The organism is Gluconobacter sp. P5H9_a, from assembly GCF_018812085.1.
Taxonomy (GTDB): Bacteria; Pseudomonadota; Alphaproteobacteria; order Acetobacterales; family Acetobacteraceae; genus Gluconobacter.
Map to the genome: position 1 here is coordinate 47,182 of NZ_JACRVW010000014.1, position 23,760 is coordinate 70,941.

Genomic DNA, 23,760 nt, shown 5'->3' on the forward strand with positions numbered 1-23,760 from the left:
CAGCTCATGTCCAACGTCACCGTGATCGGAACCCAGTGGGGGGACGAGGGTAAAGGCAAGATCGTGGACTGGCTTGCCAGCCGCGCTGATATCGTTGTCCGTTTCCAGGGTGGTCACAACGCCGGTCATACGCTGGTTGTCGGCGATCAGGTCTACAAGCTGTCGCTGCTGCCATCGGGTCTCGTGCGTGGCCAGATTGGCGTGATCGGCAATGGCGTCGTCATCGATCCGAAGGCGCTGATGTCCGAGATTGACCGCGTGACGGCGCAGGGCCTGAAGGTCACGCCGGAAACGCTTTGGATTGCTGAGAATGCCCCGCTGATCCTGCCGGTACATGGTGCGCTGGATCGTGCGCGTGAAGCTGCTCGTGGGGATCGCAAGATCGGCACGACTGGCCGCGGTATCGGCCCGGCTTACGAAGACAAGGTTGCCCGTCGCGCCATTCGCGTCTGTGATCTGGCCGAGCCCGAGACGCTGGACTGGAAGCTGGACGAAGTGCTTCTGCATCACAACACGCTGCTGGCGGGTCTGGGTGCTGCGACCTTCACGAAGGAAGAACTCAAGGACTTCCTGACGGAATTCACACCGCGTCTGATGTCTTTCGCATGCCCGGTCTGGGACCGTCTGGACGAAGCGCGCCGTGCTGGCCGTCGTATCCTGTTTGAAGGCGCGCAGGCGGTCATGCTGGACGTCGATCACGGCACCTATCCGTTCGTGACAAGCTCCAACACGGTTGCTGCCGTTGCTGCATCTGGCAGTGGTGTCAGCCCGGCTTCCATCGGCTTCGTGCTCGGTATTGCCAAGGCCTACACAACCCGCGTCGGCGAAGGTCCGTTCCCGAGCGAACTGTTCGATGATGTTGGCCGGACGATCGGTGAGCGTGGTCATGAGTTCGGTACGGTCACTGGCCGTCCGCGTCGTTGTGGCTGGTTCGATGCTGTCATGCTGCGCCGTGCAGCCCGCGTTGGTGGCGTCACGGGTATTGCTCTGACGAAGCTGGACGTGCTGGACGGTCTGGAAGAAATTTCGATCTGCGTTGGCTATGAGTTGGACGGCAAGAAGATCGATACCTTCCCATCCGCTCCGGGTGCACAGGCTCGCGTAAAGCCGATTTATGAGACGATGCCGGGCTGGCAGGAAACCACAGCGGGCGCCCGTTCGTGGGGTGAGCTGCCGGCACAGGCCATCAAGTATGTTCGTCGCATTGAAGAGCTGATTGAAGCTCCGGTTACGCTGCTGTCCACCAGCCCGGAGCGTGATGACACGATCCTGATGCGTGACCCGTTCGAAGACTGAGTTTTTCCTGAACGGGAATCAGCCGGTCCGTTAACGAAGCCTCAATTCCTGTTTGGCACATAATGTCAGACAGGAATTTGATGGAACGGACATGGATTACACTCAGGGAGCTGACAGCCCCGAACTGCTGATCGCAGACCGTTATCTGGTGAACACGCGCCAGAAACAACCTGATCTCAGCGGCTGTCCTGCCTGGGTGGCTCAGGACGTTACGGCCACAGGTTCAACCTGGCTGGCTCTGGCACCGTCCATGCCGTCCCCCCATTTTTCTGATCTTATGTTTTTCCGACATGAGAGTGTCATTGGGCTGCATGCCCATGAATATCATGAAGGTTCGCTTTGGGTGCTATGTCCGCACCCTCCCGGACCGTCCTTGAAAGACAATCTTGGCGTCTGGTCTGAAAGCCAGATCATTGATGGGGTTATACGCCCTATTGCCGATGCTCTTGAGAAGCTCTCATCTATGGGGCTGACCTGTCGTGGAATTCGTCCGGATAATCTGTTTGTTGGACAGGGGCTTCATCAGGTGGTGGTTGGCCCGCTTGGGGTTGCCTGCAATGCAGAAGCGCAGCCTGTCCTGTTTGAACCGTTGTCTTCGGCAGTTTGTCATCCAACGGCCCGTGGGGCAGGGACGATTGCCTGCGACATCTTCTCATTGGGTGTACTGGTTCTCTCCCTTTGCATCGGGGAACTGCCCCTGAGGGACCTGTCAGATAAAGAAATTCTACAGCGACGTTTTGAAGTGGGCTCTGCCGAGGCCTACATGCAGGGACATAACGTTCCCGCGGGCCTGGTCTCCCTTCTGGAGGCCATGCTGTCTGACAGGCCCGAGAACCGACCTTCTCCCAATGACCTTATAACCATTGCGCCGAGCAAGCTGTTTTCGATCCGGTCTGATATTCCCGCGCGCTCGCCTCTGGTCATTGGGGGGGCGGAGGTCAGAACGCCACGGGCACTGGCATGGTATGCCGGGAAATACCCCAATGAATTCCTGTCTCTGCTTCAACGAAAGATCGTCAGTCAGTGGTTACACCGCGAACTGGAACTGTCAGTTATGTCGAGCTTGATCGAACAGGCTGGGATTGCGTTTTTGCCATCCAGCGGAAACAAAGCCGTAGACCCGACGACGATGGTCGTGACGCGGGCTATTGCCATTCTGGACCCTGCAGCTCCAATGTTCTGGGCTGGCCACTGGTTCTGGCCATCCGCCATTCCTCATATGTTGGCGTGTGCCGAAGCCAGACGGTTCCCGCCTGAAGAGCAACGCAATATCCGTGGGATAGCCGGCTTCCTGATGACGAGTCCGGAAGTGTTTGATGTTCCTTCGCTGCCCGCATTGCAGGCAAAGCAGATCAATGATCTCGCGACTGATTCCCGCCGAACAGGTGCAAAGGGGATGGAGCAGATCCGTCGTGTGCCTTACGACGTGAATGTCTATCAGCCCTGCCTGTCGTCTCGTTGTTTGAAAGAACGGATCTCGTTGTCAGCGGGTCTGTTGCAATGGCTGAATAGGCACGTTTCGGAACAGGAGCTTTCTGCCGACGACCTGGGGCGTTCAGGCTTTCTGGACGATCAGATGCGGACTTTTATGGAAAGTCATTGCGCGCGCCAGGGGATCATCCCACTTGCGCAGTCCCAGAAAGCGGGTCTTCCGTCCTGGCTTTCAGATCTGACGTTGATGGCTGCGGCCCAGCGACGTTTCGACAAGACACCCCTCAGTGCTGTGGCAAAGCGGGCGCTTTCGCTGCTTGAAATCGAGCTCAAGCAGTGGCGGAGCAGAACGACCAGAATAAAGCGTCGTGCCCGGTTATTTCAGCTGGCGGAAGCAGGAAATCTTACGAAATTTCTTGATAACGTCACGGACCCTGCGGGTTTGAAGCATGATCGCAAACTGGCTCGACAGGCTGAAGCAGAGATTGCCCATCTTGAGAAAATTCTCGAGGAGGAGCCCGCCCGCAAAGCTGTCCATGAAAAACAGGCCCGTAATGCTGGAGAGTTCTTTTCACTCTTGATCGGGATTGCTGTCGCCATGGCCAGCATCTGGCTGGAGTTTTGTGAATGACGCGCCAGTCAGGGCGTTTGCGCGTGCCAGAGGCCAGTTTCAAATGGTGGCACGGCCTCCTCCTTGGCCTGCTTCTGGCCTATGTGCCGGGCAGTCTGCTTGTGGGTGGTGTCCTGCTGCTGCCTCTGATCGTGCTTCGATTAATCGATCCGGATGCTGATCGGCAGCGGATCATGATCGTTCTGTTTTATTTGGGGGCTGTCATGGTTCATCCCCTGAGGGAAGCATGGTTGTCGCATGGGGATTGGGATGCCTGTACCCAGCAAATTATGCAGCCAATGCTTCTTGTCATGGACTGGATGGCCGTTGGTGTGGCGTGGCTTGTCGCGGAAGCGTCTGCCATTGGTGCCAGGCTTTGGTATGCGGATTACGTTCGCAGGGAGCGCAGGAGCATCGAAAAGAAGATCGACGCCCTGCGAGAGGAATGGCTGACTTCAGACAGTGAGAGGCAGGCCTGAAGAGGCCTGTTTCTTCAATTTTCCGGAGTTTCTTCTTCTGAGGGGCTCTCGACAAGCCGGGAGGCAAGATCTCCCGTAGCGCCACCCACAAGACCGCGCGCATAATCCTGAGCTGAGAACGGGCGCAGGTCCTCGGCCTGTTCGCCGACACCGACCATGTGCACGGGCAGTTTGAACTGTTCTGCAAGTGCGACCACAATTCCACCGCGGGCAGAACCGTCCAGTTTGGTCACGATCAGGCCTGTGACGTTCACCAGCTCACGGAACACCCGTACCTGCTCAATGGCGTTCTGACCGGTCGTTGCATCCAGCACCAGCAATACGGAATGCGGGGCGGTTGGGTCGAATTTCTGCATGACGCGGATGATCTTGGCCAGCTCTTCCATGAGCGCGCCCTTATTATGCAGGCGGCCGGCGGTATCGATGAAGAGGAGGTCTTTGCCCTCTTCGGTCGCGCGTTTGATACCGTCATAGGCGAGGCCAGCAGCATCAGCTCCGTGTTTTCCCGCGATAACGGGCACATCTGAGCGTTGCCCCCACACCTGAAGCTGTTCGACCGCCGCAGCACGGAAGGTATCTCCCGCCACGAGCATGACGGATTTGCCTTCCTCGCTGTAATGGCGGGCCATTTTGCCGATGGTCGTGGTTTTGCCAACACCGTTGACGCCGACCACGAGGACGACATGGGGCTTCTTCTTCGGATCAGGCTCAAACGGGATCGCAACCGGCTCCAGAACCCGCGCAATTTCTTCGGCGAGGGCATCGCGGATTTCGTCACTGGTGACGTCCTTGCCAAAGCGGGAGCTGCGAAAGCTCTCGATAACGCGCTCTGCCACGACAGGACCCAGGTCTGCCGCGATCAGTTCGTCTTCGAGTTCTTCGAGAGCAGCATCGTCCAGCTTGCGATGCGTGAACACAGCTCCGAGCCGTGAGCTCGAGCGTGAAAGACCCTGTTTGAGTCGTGAGAAAAATCCAGCCATGCACGGGAGTTCGGACAGGTCAGGCCTAACGTCAAGTCTGTAGCGTCGATTTCCTGAGGGCAAACGTGCCTTTGGAGGAGTGTTTCAGACATTGACAGTACGGAAGCGTTTCAGTTTTTGTGTTTCGGTATGGTTCTTCACCCTCGGTTTTGTGGCGTGAAGCTAAGAGGGAAGTCCGGTGTAAGGCCGGCGCTGCCCCCGCAACTGTAAATGGCGAGCCGTCACCCAACTGATGTCACTGGAGTGCCTATGCCTCTGGGAAGACAGGGTGGCTGCGAAGACCCGTGAGCCAGGAGACCTGCCATGCAATTTCAACCACCGGCGGGGTGCCCGGGGCGGCTGTTTGTGGGGTTCCGGAGTCCTCTGTGACAGCCGGATTGCGAACGTGTCTGCCCTGTTCCTGTCATACCGAGCAGGGCTCATATGACTGTACTGTTACCGGAAGAGCGCTTCAGGCGAAGTGCTGTTCCTTTTCAAAAGCGTCGTTGCAATTGGCGACGATCGACTATTTCTGTGTCCGTTGTGATGAGCAGCTTGCTCATGGGGCCTACACTGGCAGTTGCTGCGGAAGGGGCGTCTGATACGGATAAAGTCGAAGCATCCGGACATCTGGAAAAGAAAACCACTTCTGCGGCGCAAAACCATCCGGTGGAGCGGATCAGTGTCATGGCCTCCCGCCGTAATCTTCTGGGACGAGCGGACACGGCGAGTGAAGGATCTTTGACCGCACGTGAAATCCAGCAGCGGCCTGCGTATCGCGTGGGGCAAATTCTGGAGGCTGTTCCCGGACTGGTGGTGACGTCTCATTCCGGGGAGGGAAAGGCCAATCAATTCCTGCTGCGGGGCTTTAATCTGGATCATGGCACGGACTTGGCAACATTTGTTGATGACATGCCGGTCAATGGCGTCAGTAACGCGCATGGTCAGGGCTACACGGATCTGAATTTCCTGATACCCGAAACACTCTCAGGCATTGATTATACCAAAGGGCCATTTCACGCAGATATCGGGGATTTTGGTGTGGCCGGTTCCGATCACATGAAGCTGGCAGATCACATCGCCCGTCAAATTAGCCTGAGTGCCGGAACGCTAGGGGATTATCGGGCTTACATTGGCGGTACGGCACGATTTGCTAATGGCGATCGTTGGGTTAATGCCTTCAATATTTCTCATTCAGACGGCCCTTGGAAATATCCGGACAATGCCCGGAGCATCCGTGCATTGACGCATTACACCCACGGAACCGCCACCAAAGGCTTTGACCTGACGGGGATGTTTTATCGTGGTCAGTGGAGGGCCACAAACGATCAACCGGTGGCGGCCTACAAGGAAGGGCTTATCAGCCGCTATGGCTCTCTGGACCCGACCGATGGCGGCTTTTCGGAGCGCTACAGTTTGTCAGCGCACTATCATCTTGCTGGCGATGACTGGAAATGGGTTACGAGTGCTTTTGCCATTCATGACCGGCTGACGCTCTGGAACAACTTCACGCATTACCTGGATGACCCAGTAAACGGAGATCAGCAGCAGCAGGACGAGACACGAACTACGCTTGGCGGAAGCAGTGTCTATTTCCGACAGGACCATGTGGGCCGTATCCGGACTGACACTCAGGTTGGCGTTCAGGGACGTTACGACTTTCTGTATGTGGATCGTCGCCATACCCACCAGCGTGTCACGCTGCCGGAGTGCCCATCCAGTCTGGAGAGCACGGTGCCTGACCTGTGTAACGGGGATAACATCGATCTTGGAGCTGTCGGTCTTTTTGTCCAGAACACGACGCACTGGTTACCCTGGCTTCGAATGGTTGTTGGTTTACGTGAAGACTATCAGGGTGGTACAGACGAAAATCTTGTCGACGGTAGCCTGACCAGAAAGCATCAGTGGCTGTTTCAGCCCAAGGGAAGTCTGGTATTTGGCCCCTGGAAGAAAACCGAACTCTATCTGAGTGGCGGAAGAGGCTTCCACTCCAACGATTTCCGCTCAGTGTCTGGTTCTTATGCGTCAGACGAATTTGCCAAAGGGTCGGTTAAAGTTCCTCTTATGACGTCGGCTGTCAGCGGTGAAATCGGTGTACGGACTACGCCTCTCCGTCATCTGAATGTGCAGGCGGCTGCCTTCATCATCGATTTTGCGTCGGAGCTGAGTTACGACGGCGACGCTGGTGTCACCTCTCCTGGCCCTGCCAGTCGTCGGGAGGGAATTGAGTTTTCCGCACAGTATAATCCGGTTACCTGGCTTGAACTGAATACGGATCTGTCCTTTGCGAAAGCACGTTATCAGGCGTCAGATCTGGCCAGCTATGGAATTGATGGTCGGTACGTGACGAATGCCCCAAATTTCGTCTGGTCATTCGGCATCCTTGCAGATCGAGGCCCCTGGTATGGCGGTTTGCAGGTACGCTGGCTTGGGGGATATCCGCTGGTGGAGGATAACAGCCTGCGTTCCAAGGGATATCAGGAACTCAATCTGAATATTGGCTATCGCTTCACCAAAAATCTGAAACTCGAAGCAAACGTCTTTAACGTCTTCAATACGCATGCCTATGCGGCACAATATGCGTATGACTATCGTCTTACACCGACCTCTGCTGTGCAGAGCGGTGCAACAGGTCATCCGCTGGAGCCGGTTTCTGCCCGCTTCGCCCTGACCGCAGGTTTTTAGGGAGGGCTGCGTCCTAGAAGATGCCCTTCTGACACACCGTAGATCGAAAGCGGGACGATGCTTCCTCTGGTTGGGGAGGAAGCATCGTCTGCAAAGCGCACAGGCGCAAATTCGGGAGAATGACCGCGGTCCGGTGTTTCGATCAGGACGTCCACCGCCTGGCCAATGAACCTTTCAAGAAACGTATCGCGGTTCGCCTCACCGACAGCCCTGAGCTGGCCTGCTCTGGCCTGACGTTCTCCGTTGGGCACAGCGGGCATTCGGGCGGCGGGTGTGCCGGGGCGTTCGCTGTAGGGAAAGACATGCAAAAACGGGATAGCCTGCTCTTCGATGAAGGAGAGGGTTTCGTTGAAAAGCGTGTCTGTTTCTGTCGGAAAGCCCGCGATGAGATCTGCACCAACACCAATATCCGGGCGGAGAGCGCGAGCATGCTGGAGCATGGACGCGACCTGCGTGGTGGTGTGTCGGCGTTTCATGCGCTTGAGAATGAGATCAGAACCAGCCTGAAGAGATAGATGCAGATGTGGCATCAGGCGGGGCTCGTTTTCCAGAAGCCACCAGAGATCCCTATCTCCCGTTTCCGGATCAAGAATGACAGGGTCGATGGACGACAGGCGCAGGCGTTCGATGGCGGGAACGTCCTGCAGGAGCGTCCGGCACATCCGGCCCAGACCTTCGCCATCTGTGCCTTGCCACGAAGCAATATCAACACCCGTGAGAACGATTTCACGATGTCCGGCCTCAGTCAGGGCGCGGGCTCTCGAAATAGCTTCTGTTGTTGGGGTAGAGCGGGAGTCTCCCCGGCCATAGGGGATAATGCAGAATGTGCACCGATGATCGCATCCCTGCTGGACCTGAAGCAGAGCACGGGCATGCCGTGACGGTGGAAGGCCGGGCTTGCTGTCTCCCCATGTGGTGGGCTTGAGCTTGTCAGCGTTGGGCACAACCCGTACCACGCCGGGCAGCTCCATCCAGCGTTTGGCGTCAATTTCCGACGCGCAGCCTGTCACGACTATTTTTGCATCCGGGCGCTCGCGGTGGGCACGGCGGATGGCCTGCCTCGCCTGTCGCTCTGCTGTGGTCGTGACGGCGCATGTATTGACGATGATGGTGTCATCCTGCCCACGGGCGTGATGCGCCATGCCGTCGCTCTCATGTGCGTTGAGACGGCAGCCGAATGTCAGGATAGAAGGGGCAGTCACGGAAGCTTGCCATGGAAAACGGTTGTGGCCGGCCCGGTCATCAGGACGTCTCCGTTTTCCTGCCAGGTGATTTGCAGGTCTCCACCGTCCATGGTCACGAGGCAGGTCCGGTCTGCCAGGCCCCGGCGTACGGCGTTCACCACGGCAGCGCAGGCTCCTGAGCCGCAAGCCAGCGTCAAACCCGCACCGCGTTCCCAGACGCGCAGGCGCATGTGGCCGGGCGTGATGAGATCTGCAAATCCGATATTGGCGCGCTGCGGGAAAAGCGGAGACTTCTCGAGAGAGGGGCCAAGGTCTTCTGCGCGCGATACGTCGCCGAAAACGGTTGCATGAGGATTTCCCATGGAACAGGCGGCTGCATCATGCAGGGGCAGGTGAAGTGTGTCGCAATCCTTGGACAGCGGCACGTCCTGCCAGCCAGTTCGGGGAGCGCCCATATTCACCGTGATGCGATCGCCATCCTGTGACGTGAGGAGAAGTCCGGCCCGGGTCTGGAGAACGGGATTGTTACCAACGAGGCTGGCCACACACCGCGATGCATTCCCGCAGGCGCCGGATTCCGACCCATCAGCATTGAAGAAACGGACCAGAACATCTGCTCCTTCCGCAGTTGGGGCAGAGAGCAGCACCAGCTGATCGCAGCCTATGCCGAAGCGCCTGTCGCACAGGTGCCGGATGGTGGCTTCGTCAAGGGCGGGGTCGGTTTCGCGGCCATCAATGACGATGAAATCATTGCCCAGGCCGTGCATCTTGGTGAAAGAAAGGGTCATGATGGTGCCTCCCATAGAGCATCCTGCGGGTTGACGCACGAGGAACATACCCTCATTTCGACAGGTCAGTCAGGAGGAGATGGATATGAGCGGCACGGAACAGGTTGAAGGTTTTCACGCAGCGGCGTTTACGCGCGTCAATAATGAACCGGATACGATCTTCTATGCGCAGCGTCTTCCGGATTCGCTGATGGACATGGGCGCGCGCACGGCGGTTGCGGCACTTTACCAGACCTCTCTTCCCGTTGGGGGCACGGTTCTGGATCTGATGGCGGGGTCACTCAGCCATTATCCAGAAGAGGCACGGTTTCAGGATGCCATTGGACTGGGAGCGTCCAAGGCTGCGCTGGACACCAATCCTGTGCTGACGACACGGATCGTACAGGATCTGAACGCAGACCCCATCCTGCCGTTCGAAGACGACACAATCGACGCCATAACGCTGTGTGACGGGGTGGCATACCTGACGCAGCCGCTGAAAGTCCTGACGGAAGCCCTTCGTGTTCTGAAGGAAGGGGCTCCTCTGATTGTCACATTCTCAGATCAGTTTCATCAGCAGAAAGCTGTTGCAATGTGGCAGGCTCTGGAGCCAGAAGACCGAGCACGCCTTGTTAGTGTTCTTCTTTCGAAGGCTGGTTTCGGGGAACTCGACACAGGTGAAGTCGTTCCTCCGGAAGATCTGACGGCATGGCGTGACACGGTTCGGGCGGTTGTCGGGCGGAAGCCCAGAGGCTGATTTTGCCTGATTCGCAGGTTCGGATGCGTTACTTCTGGCATTTATGCTCGGAAGTCTTTATGCAGCGGCATCCCAGCCGCCGCTTTTTGCCGTCGGCGTGACGTTTGCCGAGTGTTCATTAAATATGCCTTTCCCCGATACTCATCCTGCCCTTCTGCGCGCCCTGACGGCGCGTGGCTACGAACAGCCCACTCCCGTTCAGGAAGCAGTTCTGCAGCCAGGGCTGGAGGATCGTGATCTTCTGGTTTCCGCCCAGACGGGTTCAGGCAAGACCGTAGCTTTTGGTCTGGCTATTGCGCCGACGCTGCTTGGTGAGGCTGATCGCCTCCCGCCGTCGCCACAGCCGCTGGCTCTGGTTATTGCCCCGACGCGTGAACTGGCCCTTCAGGTCCAGTCCGAACTTGAGTGGCTCTATGCCGAGACCGGCGCTCGTATCGCGAGCTGCATTGGTGGCACGGATGCCCGCCGTGAAGCCCGCGACCTCAGCCGTGGCGCCCACATCGTTGTGGGAACGCCAGGCCGCCTTTGTGATCATCAGTCCCGTGGTTCCCTTGATCTGTCCGGTCTGCGCTGCGTCATTCTCGACGAAGCCGACGAAATGCTGGACATGGGTTTCCGTGACGAGCTGGAACAGCTTCTGGATGCGTCTCCGGCCGAGCGCCGCACGCTTCTGTTCTCCGCCACGATTGCCCGCGAAATTGCGTCTCTGGCCAAGCGTTTCCAGAAAGATGCCAAGCGCATTGATACGGTAACGGGTGCGAAGCAGCATTCCGATATCACTTATCGCTGCGTCGTAACGGCTCCGCAGGAAATCGAGCGTTCCCTCGTGAACGTTCTGCGTTTCTACGAAAGCCCGACGGCCATGGTGTTCTGCAACACCCGTATGATGGTCGGTCAGGTGCAGGCTGCTCTTCTGGAGCGTGGGTTCGCTTCTGTCGCGATTTCCGGCGAGATGGGTCAGAACGAGCGTAGCCGTGCGATCGAGAGCCTGCGCTCCGGTCAGGCCCGCGTCTGTGTCGCGACTGACGTTGCAGCACGTGGCATTGACGTTCCGGCGCTGAACCTCGTGATCCATGCCAGCATCCCGACGGCTTCTGAAACCCTGCTGCACCGTTCTGGCCGTACCGGTCGTGCGGGCCGTAAGGGCACCAGTGTGCTGATGGTGCCGATGAACCAGCGTCGTCGCGCTGAGCGTCTGCTGGCCATGGCACGTGTAAATGCCGAGTGGGAAGCCGTTCCGACGGCGGATGCAATTGCCGCCCAGGACACGAAGCGTCTGCTGGACGATCCGATCCTTGCCAACGCTTCTGAAGACACGACGGATGAGCTGGTTCTGAAGCTGGCTGAAACCTACGACGCAAAGAAGCTCGCAGCAGCGCTGGTGCAGATGTACCGTGCCCGCCTGCCGAACGTTGAGCAGATCCGTGCGATGTCCGTTGAGGCTCCGCAGAGCCGTGGCGATCGTCCGGAACGCGCACCGCGTGAAGAGCGCATCGTGTCGGGCGAATGGTTCAAGATGAGCGTCGGTCGTACAGAGCGCGCTGATCCGAAGTGGCTGATCCCGCTGATCTGCCGCCTTGGTAACGTTCAGAAGCGTGACATCGGTAGCATCCGCATCGAGCAGGATCAGACCTACTTCCAGATCACGGATGAGAGCGTCGAGCGCTTCAAGTCCTGTGTTGCCGGCGCTGAGCCTGACGAAGTGACGATCGAGCCGTCTGCTGAGCCTGCCGGTGGCAGCAGCTATGGTTCCCGTGGTCGTAACCCGGGCGAAGGCAAGCGCTTTGGTCGGTCCGGCGGTGGCGCTGGTGGCGGCTTCAAGGGTGGCCCGCGCGGTGGCGGTGCTGGCGGCGGTTACAAGGGCCGTGGCGGTTCCGGTTTCGGTCGTCCGAAGCCTGGTGCTGGTGGCTCATCAGGTGAAGGTGCGAGCCGCAAGCGTCGTTCCTGATTTCTGATTTCACGTCAGAACTGAAAAACCTCCGCCGGATCGCTCCGGCGGGGGTTTTTTCTTTTCAGGTCTTGGAGGACCCTTCTGCGAGCAGGGCATCACGTGCAGCCCTTAACGTATCGGAGAGCTTCTCTTCAGGTACTTTGAGATGAAGCTTTTCCATGGTTTCCAACAGCGCTTCTGCGACCATCAGCCGGGCTGCCCATTTGTGGTCAGCGGGAATGATGTGCCAGGGGGCTTCCGGAGTGGATGTTGCCTGTATCGCTGCCTCATAGGCCTTGGTGTAATCAGGCCACTTCCCACGTTCTGCCAGATCGGAAGGTGAAAACTTCCAGCGCTTTTCGGGCTGGGTCAGACGCTTGAGAATGCGCTTCTTCTGCTCATCGGCAGAGATATGCAGGAAGAGCTTCAGAATAACGACGTTCTGATGCGTCAGGTAGCTTTCGAAGTGCCGGATGTCTGCCAGTCTCCGGTCCCAGAAGCCGGGCTCATCGGGGTTAAGCCCGCGTGCTTTGACGATATCCGGATGGACGCGGGCAATCAGAACATCTTCATAGTGGCTGCGATTGAAAACCGCGATTTCGCCTCGGGCTGGCGCCATCAGATGCACACGCCACAGGTCATCGCGCTTTTCTGCGGCACCGGCGGGKGTCTTGAAGGATGTGACGTGAAAGCCCTGCGGGTTCAGGCCGGAAAAGGCGTGGCGGATAGCGCCATCCTTTCCTGCCGTATCCATGCCTTGCAGCACGACCAGAATTCCGTGTTCTCCGTGCGCGGCCAGACGTCCTTGCAGGATAGCCATCCGGTCCACGCAGTCCCGGATGCGGGTATGGGCACTTTTCTTGTCGTGCCCAATCCGGTCATCGGTTCTGAAGTCAGCCAGCTTGAACTTGGTGCCGTCCGTAATTGTCAGGCGCGAGGGAATACCGCTTTCAGCCGACATGACGGTTCACCGCAAGGCCACCAGAAGCCTGACAGACAGGCATGATCTCCATTGTATTGACGTTCACGTGCCACGGCAGGCTCACGAGCCAGGAGACTGTTTCTGCAATGTCCTGCGGGGTCAGGGGCGTGGTGTCTTTGTAGACAGCGGCTGCCTTGTCGTCGTCCTTGAGGCGAACAGAGCTGAATTCGCTTCCGCCACACAGTCCCGGTTCAATATCCGTAACGCGGATGCGCTTGCCCAGAAGATCCGTTCGCAGGTTCTGGCTGAACTGCCGTACGAACGCCTTCGTGGCACCATAAACATTGCCGCCAGTATAGGGGTAGAGTCCCGCAGTGCTGCCGAGCATGATGACATATCCGGAGTTGCGCTCGACCATTCCGGGCAGCAGTGCATGGGTCATTTCCACCAGGCCGGAGACGTTGGTGGCGATCATCGTTTCCCAGTTATCGATCTTGGCTTCCTGTGCTGGCTCCATACCGAGTGCAAGGCCGGCGTTGTTGACCAGAACGTCCACGGTTCGCCAGTTTTCTGGCAGGCTGCCCGGCAGTGCGCGGAGTGCGTCGCGGTCCGTCATGTCCAGCGGGAAGGGGAGAAGATTTTCCCCGAGTTCGGCTTTCAGGGCTTCAAGACGTTCTGCCCGTCTTCCTGTCGCGATGACGCGGTGACCATCCTGCACGAGGCGCGTGGCGATGGCGTGTCCGAAGCCAGCAGTGGCACCGGTCACGAGAACGGTAAGGGACATGAAGACCTCCATAAAACTCTCGACATGGGAACGCTTGCAAAGAGGCACGAGATGCACCCATTTGTAGAGAATGAAGAAAACACTCGCCGGACAGAATGACAACCTGACAGGCATGCTCCTGGTTGCGGCGCCGCAACTGGCGGAGACAGTCTTCGCCCAGAGCGTGATCTATCTCTGTGCTCACTCCCCCGAAGACGGGGCGATGGGGCTGATTATCAACCGTCGTCTGGCCCAGCCGGGTTTGGATGATCTTTTTGCGCAGCTCGGAATCGAGCCTAACCCTCCGGAACGCCGGATTGCCGTCTGTATGGGTGGCCCCGTCGATCATTCACATGGGTTTGTTCTGCATTCGACCGACTGGAACGGAGAGGGCAGCCTGGGCGTCAATGATCAGGCGACGTTGACGGCCAGTCTGGATGTGCTGCGGGAGCTTGCTGCGGGGCAGGGCCCCAAGCGGGCATTGATGGCTATTGGCCATGCATCCTGGGCACCGGGTCAGCTTGAAGAAGAGATCCTGCGGGATAGTTCATGGCTGGTTGCGCCGGCCAGCGATGAGATTGTCTTTGGCATGGATCATTCGAAAAAATGGGGAAAGGCATTGGCGGCCATCAATATTGATCCGCTGCTGCTCTCCTCCGCTATGGGTGAAGCCTGACCGAATTTATTCGGAGCTACGACTTTTGACAGACATGAGGATTTTCAGATCATGAATCAGACAACCCGTATCCTTCACGTTTATGAACACTGCCCGTTCTGCGTGAAGGCCATGATGATTTTTGGCCTGAAAAACATCCCGTTCGAAAAGCGTATTTTCTTGAATGACGACGAAGCTGGCCCGATCAGTATGGTTGGGAGAAAGGTTGTCCCGATTCTGGAGGAGAACGGTCGATACATGCCGGAGAGCATGGATATCGTCTCCCATATTGATGGAGTTGGCGCGCCTGTTCTGAACGGGCCGGTTCGCAAAGATATTGCAGACTGGCTGCGTGCCAGTAGCAAGGCCACGTATCGGCTCTTCCTGCCGCGTGCAGTTTGCGCACCCTTACCTGAATTCGCGACGACGTCTTCCCGGGCAGGATTCATTCGCCGCAAGGAGGAATCTACCGGCCCGTTCTGGGAAATTCTGGCAGATGGCTCAAAGGAAATTGCAGAGCTGAACGCATTGCTGGAAGAGCTCGAACCTCTGATCCAGTCTCCTGAAGCCGTGAATGGCACGCTTTCCACCGACGATATTCATCTGTTTGCCCAGCTTCACAGCATGTCACTCATCAAAGGGCTGCGTTACCCGCTGGGGGTTGAGGCTTACCGTCAGACCATGTCTGAAAAATCCGGTGTGAGCCTGCTGGATGGGTTCGCGGCCTGAGGGAAGGTAATTGCAGGACATCTTGAAACCGTCTCGCCGGATGGATGGAAATGTCCTGCAACGCCCCGGCTAGGCATCCACTGTCCGTATGGTTACGATTTCGCATCTGATGCAGGAGAAGACGATGCGGAATATGATTGGCGCAGGATTGTTACTGGCCCTGATGAGCGGGAGCGCGCTTGCTGCATCTCCCCAGCACCATGACGCCGCAACGCAGGCCCTGAACCTTGCTGAACAGGCCATTGCCCTGCGATCCGTTGCGGGGCCATCCAACCAGACACCACAGGTCGCAGCCCTTTTCCGGGAAGCTCTGGTTAAGGGAGGTTTTGCGCCTGCGGATGTGACGATCACGCCCTACAAGGATACAGCGTATCTGATTGCCCGTTGGCCTGGCCGTGATTCCTCTCTCAAGCCGCTGGTGATTTCCGGCCATATGGATGTGGTTGAAGCCAAGGCGTCTGACTGGACGCATGATCCTTTCAAACCACAGATTGAAAATGGCTATCTGCTCGGCCGTGGATCAACCGACATGAAGCTGGATGACACACTGGCTATTGCTGCTCTGCTGGAGCTGAAAAAAGAAGGGTATGTGCCCCGCCGGGATATCATCATCGAGTTCTCGGGAGATGAGGAAACGACGATGGCAACTGGCGCCATCATCGCTGACAAGTTGTCCAATGCCGAGCTTGTTCTGAACATGGACGGGGCTAATGGCACGTTGGATGAAAAGACGGGGAAGCCAGATTATTTCACATGGGAAGGTGCGGAAAAAACCTACGCTGATTTCCGTCTGACCGTTACGAACCCCGGTGGTCACTCTTCGGAGCCCAGATCCGTCAATGCCATTGATGAACTAAGTGCTGATCTTCTGCGGATCCAGCAACATCGGTTCAAACCGGAAGTGAATGACCTGAGCCGTAGTTTCTTTGTCAACGCGGCCCGCTGGCAAAAGCCTGATATTGCGGCTGCCATGAAAGCGTTCGCAGCCAATCCAGCCGATGAAAAGGCCATTGCCACGCTATCGGCTGACCCGTCCTTTGTGGGGAGGATTGGCACAACCTGTGTGGTCACGATGATTGAAGGTGGTCATGCGCTCAATGCGCTTCCCCAGCGGGCGACGGCTAATATCAATTGTCGCATCTTTCCGGGGCACTCCAGGGCTTCGATCATGGCTGAACTGCGTGATGTGGCGCAGGACCCGGGTATGAAGATTGAAGACGCGACAGAAGGGTCTGTTGAAACTGCTGCCTCTCCCATGCGGCCTGATGTGGTGCATGCGATTGATGCCGCCATTCATGCGGTTTATCCGGATGTGCCGGTCTTTGCAGCCATGTCATCCGGAGCGAGCGACAGCATGTGGTTCCGCTCTCATGGTGTTCCCAGCTATGGCATCAGCCCGATCTTCATCAAGAATTCAGACTCTTTCATGCATGGACTGAATGAACGGACGCCGGTTTCCGCCGTTGGTCCGGCAATGGACGCGCTTCTGGTTTTGATTCCGGAGCTGTCTCACTAAGAGGAAAACTTTGTAGATGCGTAGTGTTGCTGTCTGTTTGGGCGTGGTTCTGGCGGGAGCGACGATGGCTCATGCCGCGATGGGGCGGCCCGTTTCTGAACAGGATCAGCTCTCCGGGCGGTATAGTACGCATTTCAAAAATGGTGATGTGTCGGGTGATACCTATTGGAGCGACAATGTTCTGGAGGTTGTACCCGTCAACGCCGAGGCGGCCTATCTGCGAATAGAAACACAGTTTTTCAATGGGCACATGTGTTCCCTGTCAGGCATCGGCCGCATGGAGGGAGAGGCTCTGGTGTATCAGGAGCCACCCTTCATGGCAGGCGAGAAGCCCTGTCGCCTGACGGTTCGCCGGACTGGGAAAGATATTGTTTTGCAGGATGCTGACGGTGCTTGCCGGGTCGGGCACTGTGGAGCGCGGGGACTGTTTGATGGGCAGACATTTCCGGCATCCAGCCGCCGGGCTATTACCTATTTGCCACGGCTCAGGGCATCGCGGGAATATCAGGCAGCGTTGAAAACCTGGGCTGCCTCTCCGAATCATTCGGATCATGCGGCCCAGGCAGATCAACCTTAGGGCTTTAAAGCGTCGCCCAGGAACTCTGCACGACGCTGGCTCACGCGCGCGCGTAAGAGCGGATCAGGCAGCATATGCGTTCCGGGGAGCAGAAGGAGATCGTAAGGTTTCCCAGCTTTCAGAAGCGCCTGTGTCAGCTTCATGGTATTTTCGAAGTACACGTTGTCATCTGTCAGGCCGTGCATGACCAGAAGGGGGCGTTTCAGACCGTCCGCATAGGTCAGGACGTTGCTTTTGCGATATCCTTCCGGGTCATTCTGCGGGGTGTTCAAATAGCGTTCGGTATAGGCGGTGTCGTAATCGTCGAAATCGACGGGGGGTGCACCTGCAACGCCGACTTTGAAGACGTCCGGACGGCGGGTAGTGGCCATTGCCGTAAAGTAGCCCCCGAAAGACCAGCCATAAACACCGACCCGTGACAGATCGAGTTCAGGGTAGGTTTTGCCCAGCCTCTGCAAGCCATCGATCTGGTCCTGAAGGGGAGCATCAATCAGGTTGCCTTTGATGGCACGCTCAAAGTCATGATCCCGGCCCGGAGTGCCGCGTCCATCCAGCGTGACAACCACATAGCCCTGATTGGCGAGGCATTGGTCTTCCAGGAAGCTCGACGGTGTATCGTGCACCAGCTTTACGCCGGGGCCGCCATAGACGGACAACACGACCGGATAGTGATGGCCCTTCTGGAAATGCTCTGGCCGGATGATCGCGGCATCGAGTTGTCGTTCCCCAGCCGTCGTGAACTGTACGTGGACGGGAAGGTGAGGGGGCTGCGCAATACCCGGGAGGTTGGCCAGGATTTTCCCTTTTGCGTCTCGCAGAAGAGTGCGCCGAGTTCCGTCAGCGGCGGCAAACGCATCGACCAGCAGGCGATGGGTGCCATTGGTGAAATGGACATTGTGGATGCCCGGCTCCGTGATGAACGGAGTGATCTTGCCGTCCGCGAGTGAAATCCGGACGACCTCGTTATCAATCCGGTTCGGGCGTACCGTCACGACAACGCTGTTGCTGTCTGCGTCGTAATCATTGAACGCGACGTAAGGGAGGGTATCGGGCGTCAAAACCCGCTTCAGGGACCCGTCTGCGGCGTGATGTTCAAGCTGCCACGTTTTTCCGCGCTCCGAGGCCCAAAGGAAACCCTGTTGGCCGTTCAGCACAACAGGTAAGGCATGGCTGCCACCGGCGTCTCGCGGATCGAGATTGAGCCAGGCCTTGTCACTTTCTGCGAGGAGGAGCGTCGTTTTGCCTGTTGCTGGATCAACGGACAGAACCTGTTCCTGTGTCTGTTCCCGGTTGAGCAAAACAAGAAACAGGCCACCGTTCTTCCGCCAGACCGCACGCGCCATGTAGGGCCATGCTTCATGATCCCAGCCAATCCAGCGAACGTCTCCGCCTTTGATGCTGGTGAGACCAAAACGTGTTCGTGCATTGGGTGTGCCGGCGCGCGGATAACGGAACTCAACCGGAGCCGCCTGGGGCGTTTCTGGATTAGTGATGTAATGTTTTTCGACGTTGCCTGAATCGGCTTCTTCGAACAGCACGGCCTGACTGTCCGGAGACCACCAGGCGCCATCCGGGCGCTCCAGTTCTTCTGCTGCGGCAAATTCGGCCAACCCATTGGTGAGCGTTTCTGTGCCTGTAGTGGTCAGGCGTGTTTCGGCGCCTGTTACCAGATTGACCGCGTAGAGGTCATTGTCCCGCACTGCGGCGATGGTCTGTCCGTCCGGGGAAAGGCGGGGCGCGATCCAGTTGCCATCAACGGAAGACACCCGGCCGTCATCGGCAGCAATGCGGATGAGGCGTCCGCCCTGAGATGCCAGGAGCGTGCCGCCATCTTCGCTCATCTGATAGTCGGTGATGCCAGACATGGACTGACGGGCCCGCTCTCGCCGGGCTTTTTCCTCCACGGACAAGTGCTCTGGACCAGCTTCCGGGGCTGCAAGTTCGTGCAGCGAGTGGTCAGGCAGATCGTAACGGAACAGATGCAGGCGTGTGTCGAACGGGCCAGAACGCAGGAAGAGAACCGAATGTCCGTCCGGTGTCACTTCTGATCGTGTGGGCAGACCCAGTGTTCCGTTCCGTGTTTTGGCAAGATCGAGCATGCATGATGCAGGTTCGGAGGCCATGGCCGGTAAGGCGGGAAGCAGGGAAGACAGGAACGCGCAGGACAGCAGGGCTCTGCGGAGACGGAATGACGGCATGGCGGCTCCGGGACAGGAAAGGTTTTGACATCAATCATGGACTGACCTGTCGTTCCTGAACAGAGTGCACGAGCATGAGAAGTCGCCTTGCTCACGATGATGAGAGCGGGGCCGATTTTACCGGGACTGATCCACCGTTGAGGTGTTGTGTGTCATGGTCTGTCTCAGAAGAGGAACCTGATGGATATGCAGTATCGTCAGCTAGGTCGCTCTGGCCTGAAAATTTCCGCACTCAATTTTGGCTCTGTGACGTTCGGCGGGCAGGGCGATTTCGCTTCCACCGGCAATGTTGACGTCTCAGAGGCCACACGAATGGTGGATCTCTGCGTCGAGCATGGCGTCAACATGTTTGATACGGCCGATGGTTATTCGGGTGGAGAAGCCGAAGAAATCCTTGGCCGTGTTCTGAAAGGCAGAAGCCGGGAATTGCTTGTGACCAGCAAAGTCCGTTTTCCAACGGGAAAAGGGCCGAACGAAGAGGGCCTGTCGCGGCATCATATTCTGAATGCCTGTGAGGATAGCCTGCGTCGTTTAGGGCGAGACCATATCGATCTCTATTATCTGCATGAATGGGATGGTCTGACACCGGTTGAAGAGACGCTGGAGGCACTTCAGACGCTTCGGGATCAGGGCAAGATCCGCTATGCGGGACTTTCCAATTTTGCTGGCTGGCAGGCCATGAAGCTTCTGTCTGCCGCGGAGCGGGACCGTCTCATTACGCCGGTCTCCGAACAGATCTATTATTCTCTGGAAGCACGGGATGCGGAATATGAGCTTCTGCCACTCGCTGTGGATCAAGGACTGGGCGTTCAGATCTGGAGCCCGCTGGCCTGTGGGCTGCTGACGGGCAAATATCGTCGCGGGAAGACGGCGCCTGCGGATAGCCGCCGTATTTCGGGTTGGCCAGAACCGGAAGTCCGCAATATCGAAAAACTCTACGATACGGTTGAAGTGCTGGTGGAGATCGCAGAGGAACATGATGTCTCGCCCGCGCGGGTTGCACTGGCATGGTTGTTGCACAAACCGGGTGTGACGTCCGTAGTGATTGGAGCCCGTAAGGAAACCCAGTTGCTGGATAATCTGGCTGCTGCATCGCTACGTCTGACGAAGGCACAAGTCGCGCGGCTTGATGATGTCAGTGCGCCGGATCTGATTTATCCGTACTGGCATCAGCAGCGGAATGCGTTTGGCAGGTTGTCAGAGGCCGACATGGTCTTGCACGGGCCAGCGAAACGTCATCGGGATGCCCTTGAAACAAAAAAATGAGTGCCTAAATATTCATCACCGGTCGTCGCCTTCGGGGGCGACCGAGACACCATATGCCGCCGATACGGGGCATGAGAGGACATATTAGAATGGACATTCAGAAATTCACTGAGCGGAGCCAGGGTTTCCTTCAGGCCGCACAGACTATTGCCCTTCGAGACTACCATCAGCAGTTGACGCCGGAGCATCTGCTCAAGGCCCTGCTGGATGATGATCAGGGTGCCGCATCCGGCCTTATCCGGGCTGCGGGTGGTGATCCAAAAGTTGTTCAGACTGCCAATGACGCAGCACTTGCCAAGCTTCCGAAGGTTCAGGGCGGTGGTGCAGGCCAGCCGCAAGCCACGCCTGATTTCGTCAGACTGCTGGACTCCGCTGAAGCCGCTGCAAAAGCCGCAGGTGACAGCCATGTCGCGCAGGATCGTCTGCTCGTGGCCATCGCTGCGAGTGGATCAGCTGCGGGTAAAGCACTGGTTGAAGGAAAGGCCGATGCCTCCGCGCTGGAACGTGCCGTGGCACAGATCCGCAAGGGGCGGACAGTGACTAGCGCATCCGCCGAGAATACGTTTGATGCACTGAAGAAGTATGCGCGTGACGTTACGGCGATCGCACAGGCTGGCAAGCTCGATCCGGTGATTGGCCGTGATGAAGAAATCCGGCGCACCATTCAGGTTCTGGCCCGCCGCAGCAAAAACAATCCGGTTCTGATCGGTGAGCCAGGTGTTGGTAAGACCGCAATCGTTGAGGGTCTGGCGCTGCGTATCGTTAATGGCGATGTGCCAGAAGCGCTCCGAAACAAGAGACTGATGTCGCTCGACATGGGCGCCCTGATTGCCGGTGCGAAGTTCCGTGGTGAGTTTGAAGAGCGTCTGAAGGCAGTTCTCAAAGAAGTTGAGACGGCCGAAGGCGAGGTCATTCTCTTCATTGATGAGATGCACACGCTGGTGGGTGCCGGCCGCTCCGACGGTGCGATGGATGCGTCCAACCTTATCAAACCGGAACTTGCTCGCGGGACGCTGCACTGCATTGGCGCGACAACGCTCGATGAGTACCGCAAGTACATCGAGAAAGACGCCGCGCTTGCCCGTCGTTTCCAGCCGGTTTTCGTCGGTGAGCCATCTGTCGCGGATACGATCTCTATTCTGCGTGGCATCAAGGAGAAGTATGAACTTCACCATGGTGTGCGCATCACGGATAACGCCATCGTCTCCGCTGCAACGCTTTCCAACCGTTATATTACGGATCGCTTCCTGCCGGATAAGGCCATTGATCTGATTGACGAAGCTGCCAGCCGTCTGCGGATGCAGATTGACAGCAAGCCGGAAGCTCTGGACGAACTTGATCGCCGCATCATTCAGCTGAAGATCGAGCGTGAAGCCATCCGTAAGGAAGACGACACGGCGTCCAAGGATCGTCTGCAGGCTCTTGAGGCCGAACTGGCAGATCTGGAAGAGCAGTCCGATGCGATGGGTGCCGAGTGGCACGCCGAAAAGGATCGCGTGAACGCTATTCAGAAGCTGAAGGAGCAGCTGGATACAGCACGGTCCGATGTGGATGTGGCGCAGCGTCAAGGAAATCTCGCGAAGGCTTCCGAGCTGATGTACGGCCTGATTCCAAACCTGGAAGCTCAGATTGCGAAAGCGCAGGAAGAGGAAGATGCGGCATCCAAATCTGGCCTGTTCGCAGATAGCGTCACGGATCAGGGTATTGCATCGGTTGTGTCCCGCTGGACGGGTATTCCGGTAGATCGGATGCTCGAAGGCGAGCGCGCCAAACTTATGCGTATGGAAGATACGCTGCGTGAGCGTGTGGTCGGGCAGGAGCAGGCTCTGGTGGCTGTCGCCAATGCTGTGCGTCGTGCCCGTGCAGGACTTCAGGATCCGAACCGCCCGATTGGGTCGTTCCTGTTCCTTGGTCCGACGGGTGTGGGCAAGACCGAGCTGACGAAGGCTTTGGCCCAGTTCCTGTTCGATGACGAGAAGGCCCTGCTGCGGATCGACATGAGTGAATTCATGGAGAAGCATGCAGTGTCGCGTCTGATTGGCGCACCTCCGGGATATGTCGGGTACGACGAAGGCGGTGTTCTGACAGAAGCTGTGCGTCGTCGTCCTTATCAGGTCATCCTGTTTGATGAGGTGGAGAAGGCCCATGAGGACATCTTCAACATCCTTCTTCAGGTGCTCGATGATGGCCGTCTGACGGATGGGCAGGGCCGTGTTGTGGACTTCCGCAATACGATCATCGTTCTGACGAGTAACCTTGGTTCAGATGTTCTCGCCAATCAGGAAGATGGTGAATCGCCGGAACTGGTGCAGGCGCAGGTCATGCAGGTGGTGCGCAATCACTTCCGGCCGGAATTCCTGAACCGTCTGGATGAGATCATTCTGTTCTCCCGTCTGCAGCGCGCGGATATGGGACGGATTGTTGATATCCAGCTGGGTCGCCTGCGTCAGCTTCTGGAAGATCGCAAGATCACACTGGATCTGGATCAGAAGGGGACCGAGTGGCTGGCCGAAGCAGGATATGATCCCGTGTATGGCGCCCGTCCGCTGAAGAGGGTGATCCAGCGCAGCCTTCAGAACCCGTTGGCAGGACTTCTGCTGGATGGGACTATCCGGGATGGCGACACCATCACCGTCTCTGCGGACGATAAGGGCCTGACGATTAATGGTCGTTCGTCTTCCGCCGACTGATTGTCGCGGGAAACCGGGACTTTCGAAGAAAGCGCCAGATTTTTCTGGCGTTTTTTTTGATTTTTTTAGTTTTGTTTTGTGAATGGAAAGTGTGTGTAAGGGGGAAAAGTGTAGGAAATCTGTGGGTTAGTGGTGTGGATAAGTGTCGTATGATGATTGTTTGACAGTGATGTGTGTGGGCCGTATAAGCCCGTTCACCGACGCGGCGGGGCCTTCTTCGAGGGTCTGGCCGGGGCGGTTTGAGATGATGATCTTTGAAAATTGAATATGGAATTGGAAGGGATATGTTGGCGGCGTTTTGGTGCTGCTGGTTTTGGGATTATTTTCCTGAGACCTGAGTGTCGAA

19 protein-coding genes and 1 riboswitch are annotated in these 23,760 nt (G+C 57.4%); of the genes, 12 read left to right on the plus strand and 7 right to left on the minus strand.

What is annotated here, in order from left to right:
- The first annotated feature begins 6 nt into the window (after positions 1–6).
- The 3 genes from KP708_RS12255 (at position 7) to KP708_RS12265 (ending at position 3,816) form a co-directional block, all read left to right on the plus strand.
- The gene (locus KP708_RS12255; RefSeq protein ID WP_215751014.1) at positions 7–1,296 is read left to right on the plus strand and encodes an adenylosuccinate synthase; all 1,290 of its coding nucleotides are present in this window, start codon (positions 7–9) and stop codon (positions 1,294–1,296) included.
- 91 nt (positions 1,297–1,387) lie between these two features.
- Positions 1,388–3,358: a protein kinase domain-containing protein gene (locus KP708_RS12260; protein ID WP_215751015.1), complete on the plus strand. Its 1,971-nt coding sequence runs from the start codon at positions 1,388–1,390 to the stop codon at positions 3,356–3,358.
- Positions 3,355–3,816, plus strand: coding sequence for a hypothetical protein (locus KP708_RS12265; RefSeq protein WP_215751016.1), 462 nt, complete (start codon positions 3,355–3,357; stop codon positions 3,814–3,816). The genes KP708_RS12260 and KP708_RS12265 overlap by 4 nt, the downstream gene beginning before the upstream one ends.
- A gap of 14 nt (positions 3,817–3,830) precedes the next feature.
- Here KP708_RS12265 and ftsY read toward each other — a convergent pair whose 3' ends face one another.
- Positions 3,831–4,796 (minus strand): signal recognition particle-docking protein FtsY, encoded by a 966-nt coding sequence (gene ftsY, locus KP708_RS12270; protein WP_202207229.1) that lies wholly within the window; start codon positions 4,794–4,796, stop codon positions 3,831–3,833.
- Positions 4,797–4,909: 113 nt separating this feature from the next.
- Positions 4,910–5,117: riboswitch (cobalamin riboswitch) on the plus strand.
- 219 nt (positions 5,118–5,336) lie between these two features.
- Between ftsY and KP708_RS12275 the strand changes: the two genes are divergently transcribed.
- Positions 5,337–7,460 carry a TonB-dependent receptor gene (locus tag KP708_RS12275; RefSeq protein WP_252347520.1) on the plus strand — a complete coding sequence of 708 codons (2,124 nt, stop codon included), beginning with the start codon at positions 5,337–5,339 and terminating at the stop codon, positions 7,458–7,460.
- Here KP708_RS12275 and KP708_RS12280 read toward each other — a convergent pair.
- The gene (locus tag KP708_RS12280) at positions 7,457–8,662 is read right to left on the minus strand and encodes a MiaB/RimO family radical SAM methylthiotransferase (RefSeq protein WP_215751018.1); all 1,206 of its coding nucleotides are present in this window, start codon (positions 8,660–8,662) and stop codon (positions 7,457–7,459) included. The two genes, KP708_RS12275 and KP708_RS12280, sit on opposite strands and share 4 nt — an antisense overlap.
- Positions 8,659–9,432 (minus strand): diaminopimelate epimerase, encoded by a 774-nt coding sequence (gene dapF, locus KP708_RS12285; RefSeq protein ID WP_215751019.1) that lies wholly within the window; start codon positions 9,430–9,432, stop codon positions 8,659–8,661. The genes KP708_RS12280 and dapF overlap by 4 nt, the downstream gene beginning before the upstream one ends.
- Before the next feature lie 85 nt (positions 9,433–9,517).
- Between dapF and KP708_RS12290 the strand changes: the two genes are divergently transcribed.
- Positions 9,518–10,168: a class I SAM-dependent methyltransferase gene (locus KP708_RS12290; protein WP_174694804.1), complete on the plus strand. Its 651-nt coding sequence runs from the start codon at positions 9,518–9,520 to the stop codon at positions 10,166–10,168.
- 124 nt (positions 10,169–10,292) lie between these two features.
- Entirely contained in the window at positions 10,293–12,116 is a 1,824-nt protein-coding gene (locus tag KP708_RS12295; protein WP_202207234.1) for a DEAD/DEAH box helicase, read from the plus strand.
- 64 nt (positions 12,117–12,180) lie between these two features.
- On the opposite strand, the gene KP708_RS12300 is transcribed toward KP708_RS12295, so the two are convergent.
- Both KP708_RS12300 and KP708_RS12305 read right to left on the minus strand, forming a co-directional pair.
- The gene (locus KP708_RS12300; protein ID WP_202207235.1) at positions 12,181–13,059 is read right to left on the minus strand and encodes a PPK2 family polyphosphate kinase; all 879 of its coding nucleotides are present in this window, start codon (positions 13,057–13,059) and stop codon (positions 12,181–12,183) included.
- A complete protein-coding gene (locus KP708_RS12305; RefSeq protein WP_215751020.1) occupies positions 13,049–13,804 on the minus strand; it encodes an SDR family NAD(P)-dependent oxidoreductase in 756 nt (251 codons plus the stop codon). The genes KP708_RS12300 and KP708_RS12305 overlap by 11 nt, the downstream gene beginning before the upstream one ends.
- Positions 13,805–13,874: 70 nt before the next feature.
- Here KP708_RS12305 and KP708_RS12310 point away from each other — a divergent pair, with 70 nt between their 5' ends.
- The 4 genes from KP708_RS12310 (at position 13,875) to KP708_RS12325 (ending at position 17,260) form a co-directional block, all read left to right on the plus strand.
- The gene (locus KP708_RS12310; protein ID WP_046900835.1) at positions 13,875–14,459 is read left to right on the plus strand and encodes a YqgE/AlgH family protein; all 585 of its coding nucleotides are present in this window, start codon (positions 13,875–13,877) and stop codon (positions 14,457–14,459) included.
- A 51-nt stretch (positions 14,460–14,510) separates the two neighbouring features.
- Complete coding sequence (gene grxB / locus KP708_RS12315; RefSeq protein ID WP_086633334.1) at positions 14,511–15,167, plus strand: glutaredoxin 2; 657 nt, start codon at positions 14,511–14,513, stop codon at positions 15,165–15,167.
- Between the two features lie 124 nt (positions 15,168–15,291).
- On the plus strand, positions 15,292–16,683 hold the full coding sequence (locus KP708_RS12320) for a M20/M25/M40 family metallo-hydrolase (RefSeq protein ID WP_215751021.1): 1,392 nt from the start codon (positions 15,292–15,294) through the stop codon (positions 16,681–16,683).
- Between the two features lie 16 nt (positions 16,684–16,699).
- Positions 16,700–17,260 (plus strand): hypothetical protein, encoded by a 561-nt coding sequence (locus KP708_RS12325; RefSeq protein ID WP_215751022.1) that lies wholly within the window; start codon positions 16,700–16,702, stop codon positions 17,258–17,260.
- On the opposite strand, the gene KP708_RS12330 is transcribed toward KP708_RS12325, so the two are convergent.
- On the minus strand, positions 17,257–19,458 hold the full coding sequence (locus tag KP708_RS12330) for a S9 family peptidase (protein WP_215751023.1): 2,202 nt from the start codon (positions 19,456–19,458) through the stop codon (positions 17,257–17,259). The genes KP708_RS12325 and KP708_RS12330 overlap by 4 nt on opposite strands.
- Before the next feature lie 186 nt (positions 19,459–19,644).
- Here KP708_RS12330 and KP708_RS12335 point away from each other — a divergent pair, with 186 nt between their 5' ends.
- Complete coding sequence (locus KP708_RS12335; protein WP_215751030.1) at positions 19,645–20,724, plus strand: aldo/keto reductase; 1,080 nt, start codon at positions 19,645–19,647, stop codon at positions 20,722–20,724.
- 89 nt (positions 20,725–20,813) lie between these two features.
- A complete protein-coding gene (clpB, locus tag KP708_RS12340; RefSeq protein WP_211501668.1) occupies positions 20,814–23,414 on the plus strand; it encodes an ATP-dependent chaperone ClpB in 2,601 nt (866 codons plus the stop codon).
- 126 nt (positions 23,415–23,540) lie between these two features.
- On the opposite strand, the gene KP708_RS12345 is transcribed toward clpB, so the two are convergent.
- On the minus strand, positions 23,541–23,760 hold a 220-nt coding region (locus tag KP708_RS12345), incomplete at its 5' end, for a hypothetical protein (RefSeq protein ID WP_215757190.1).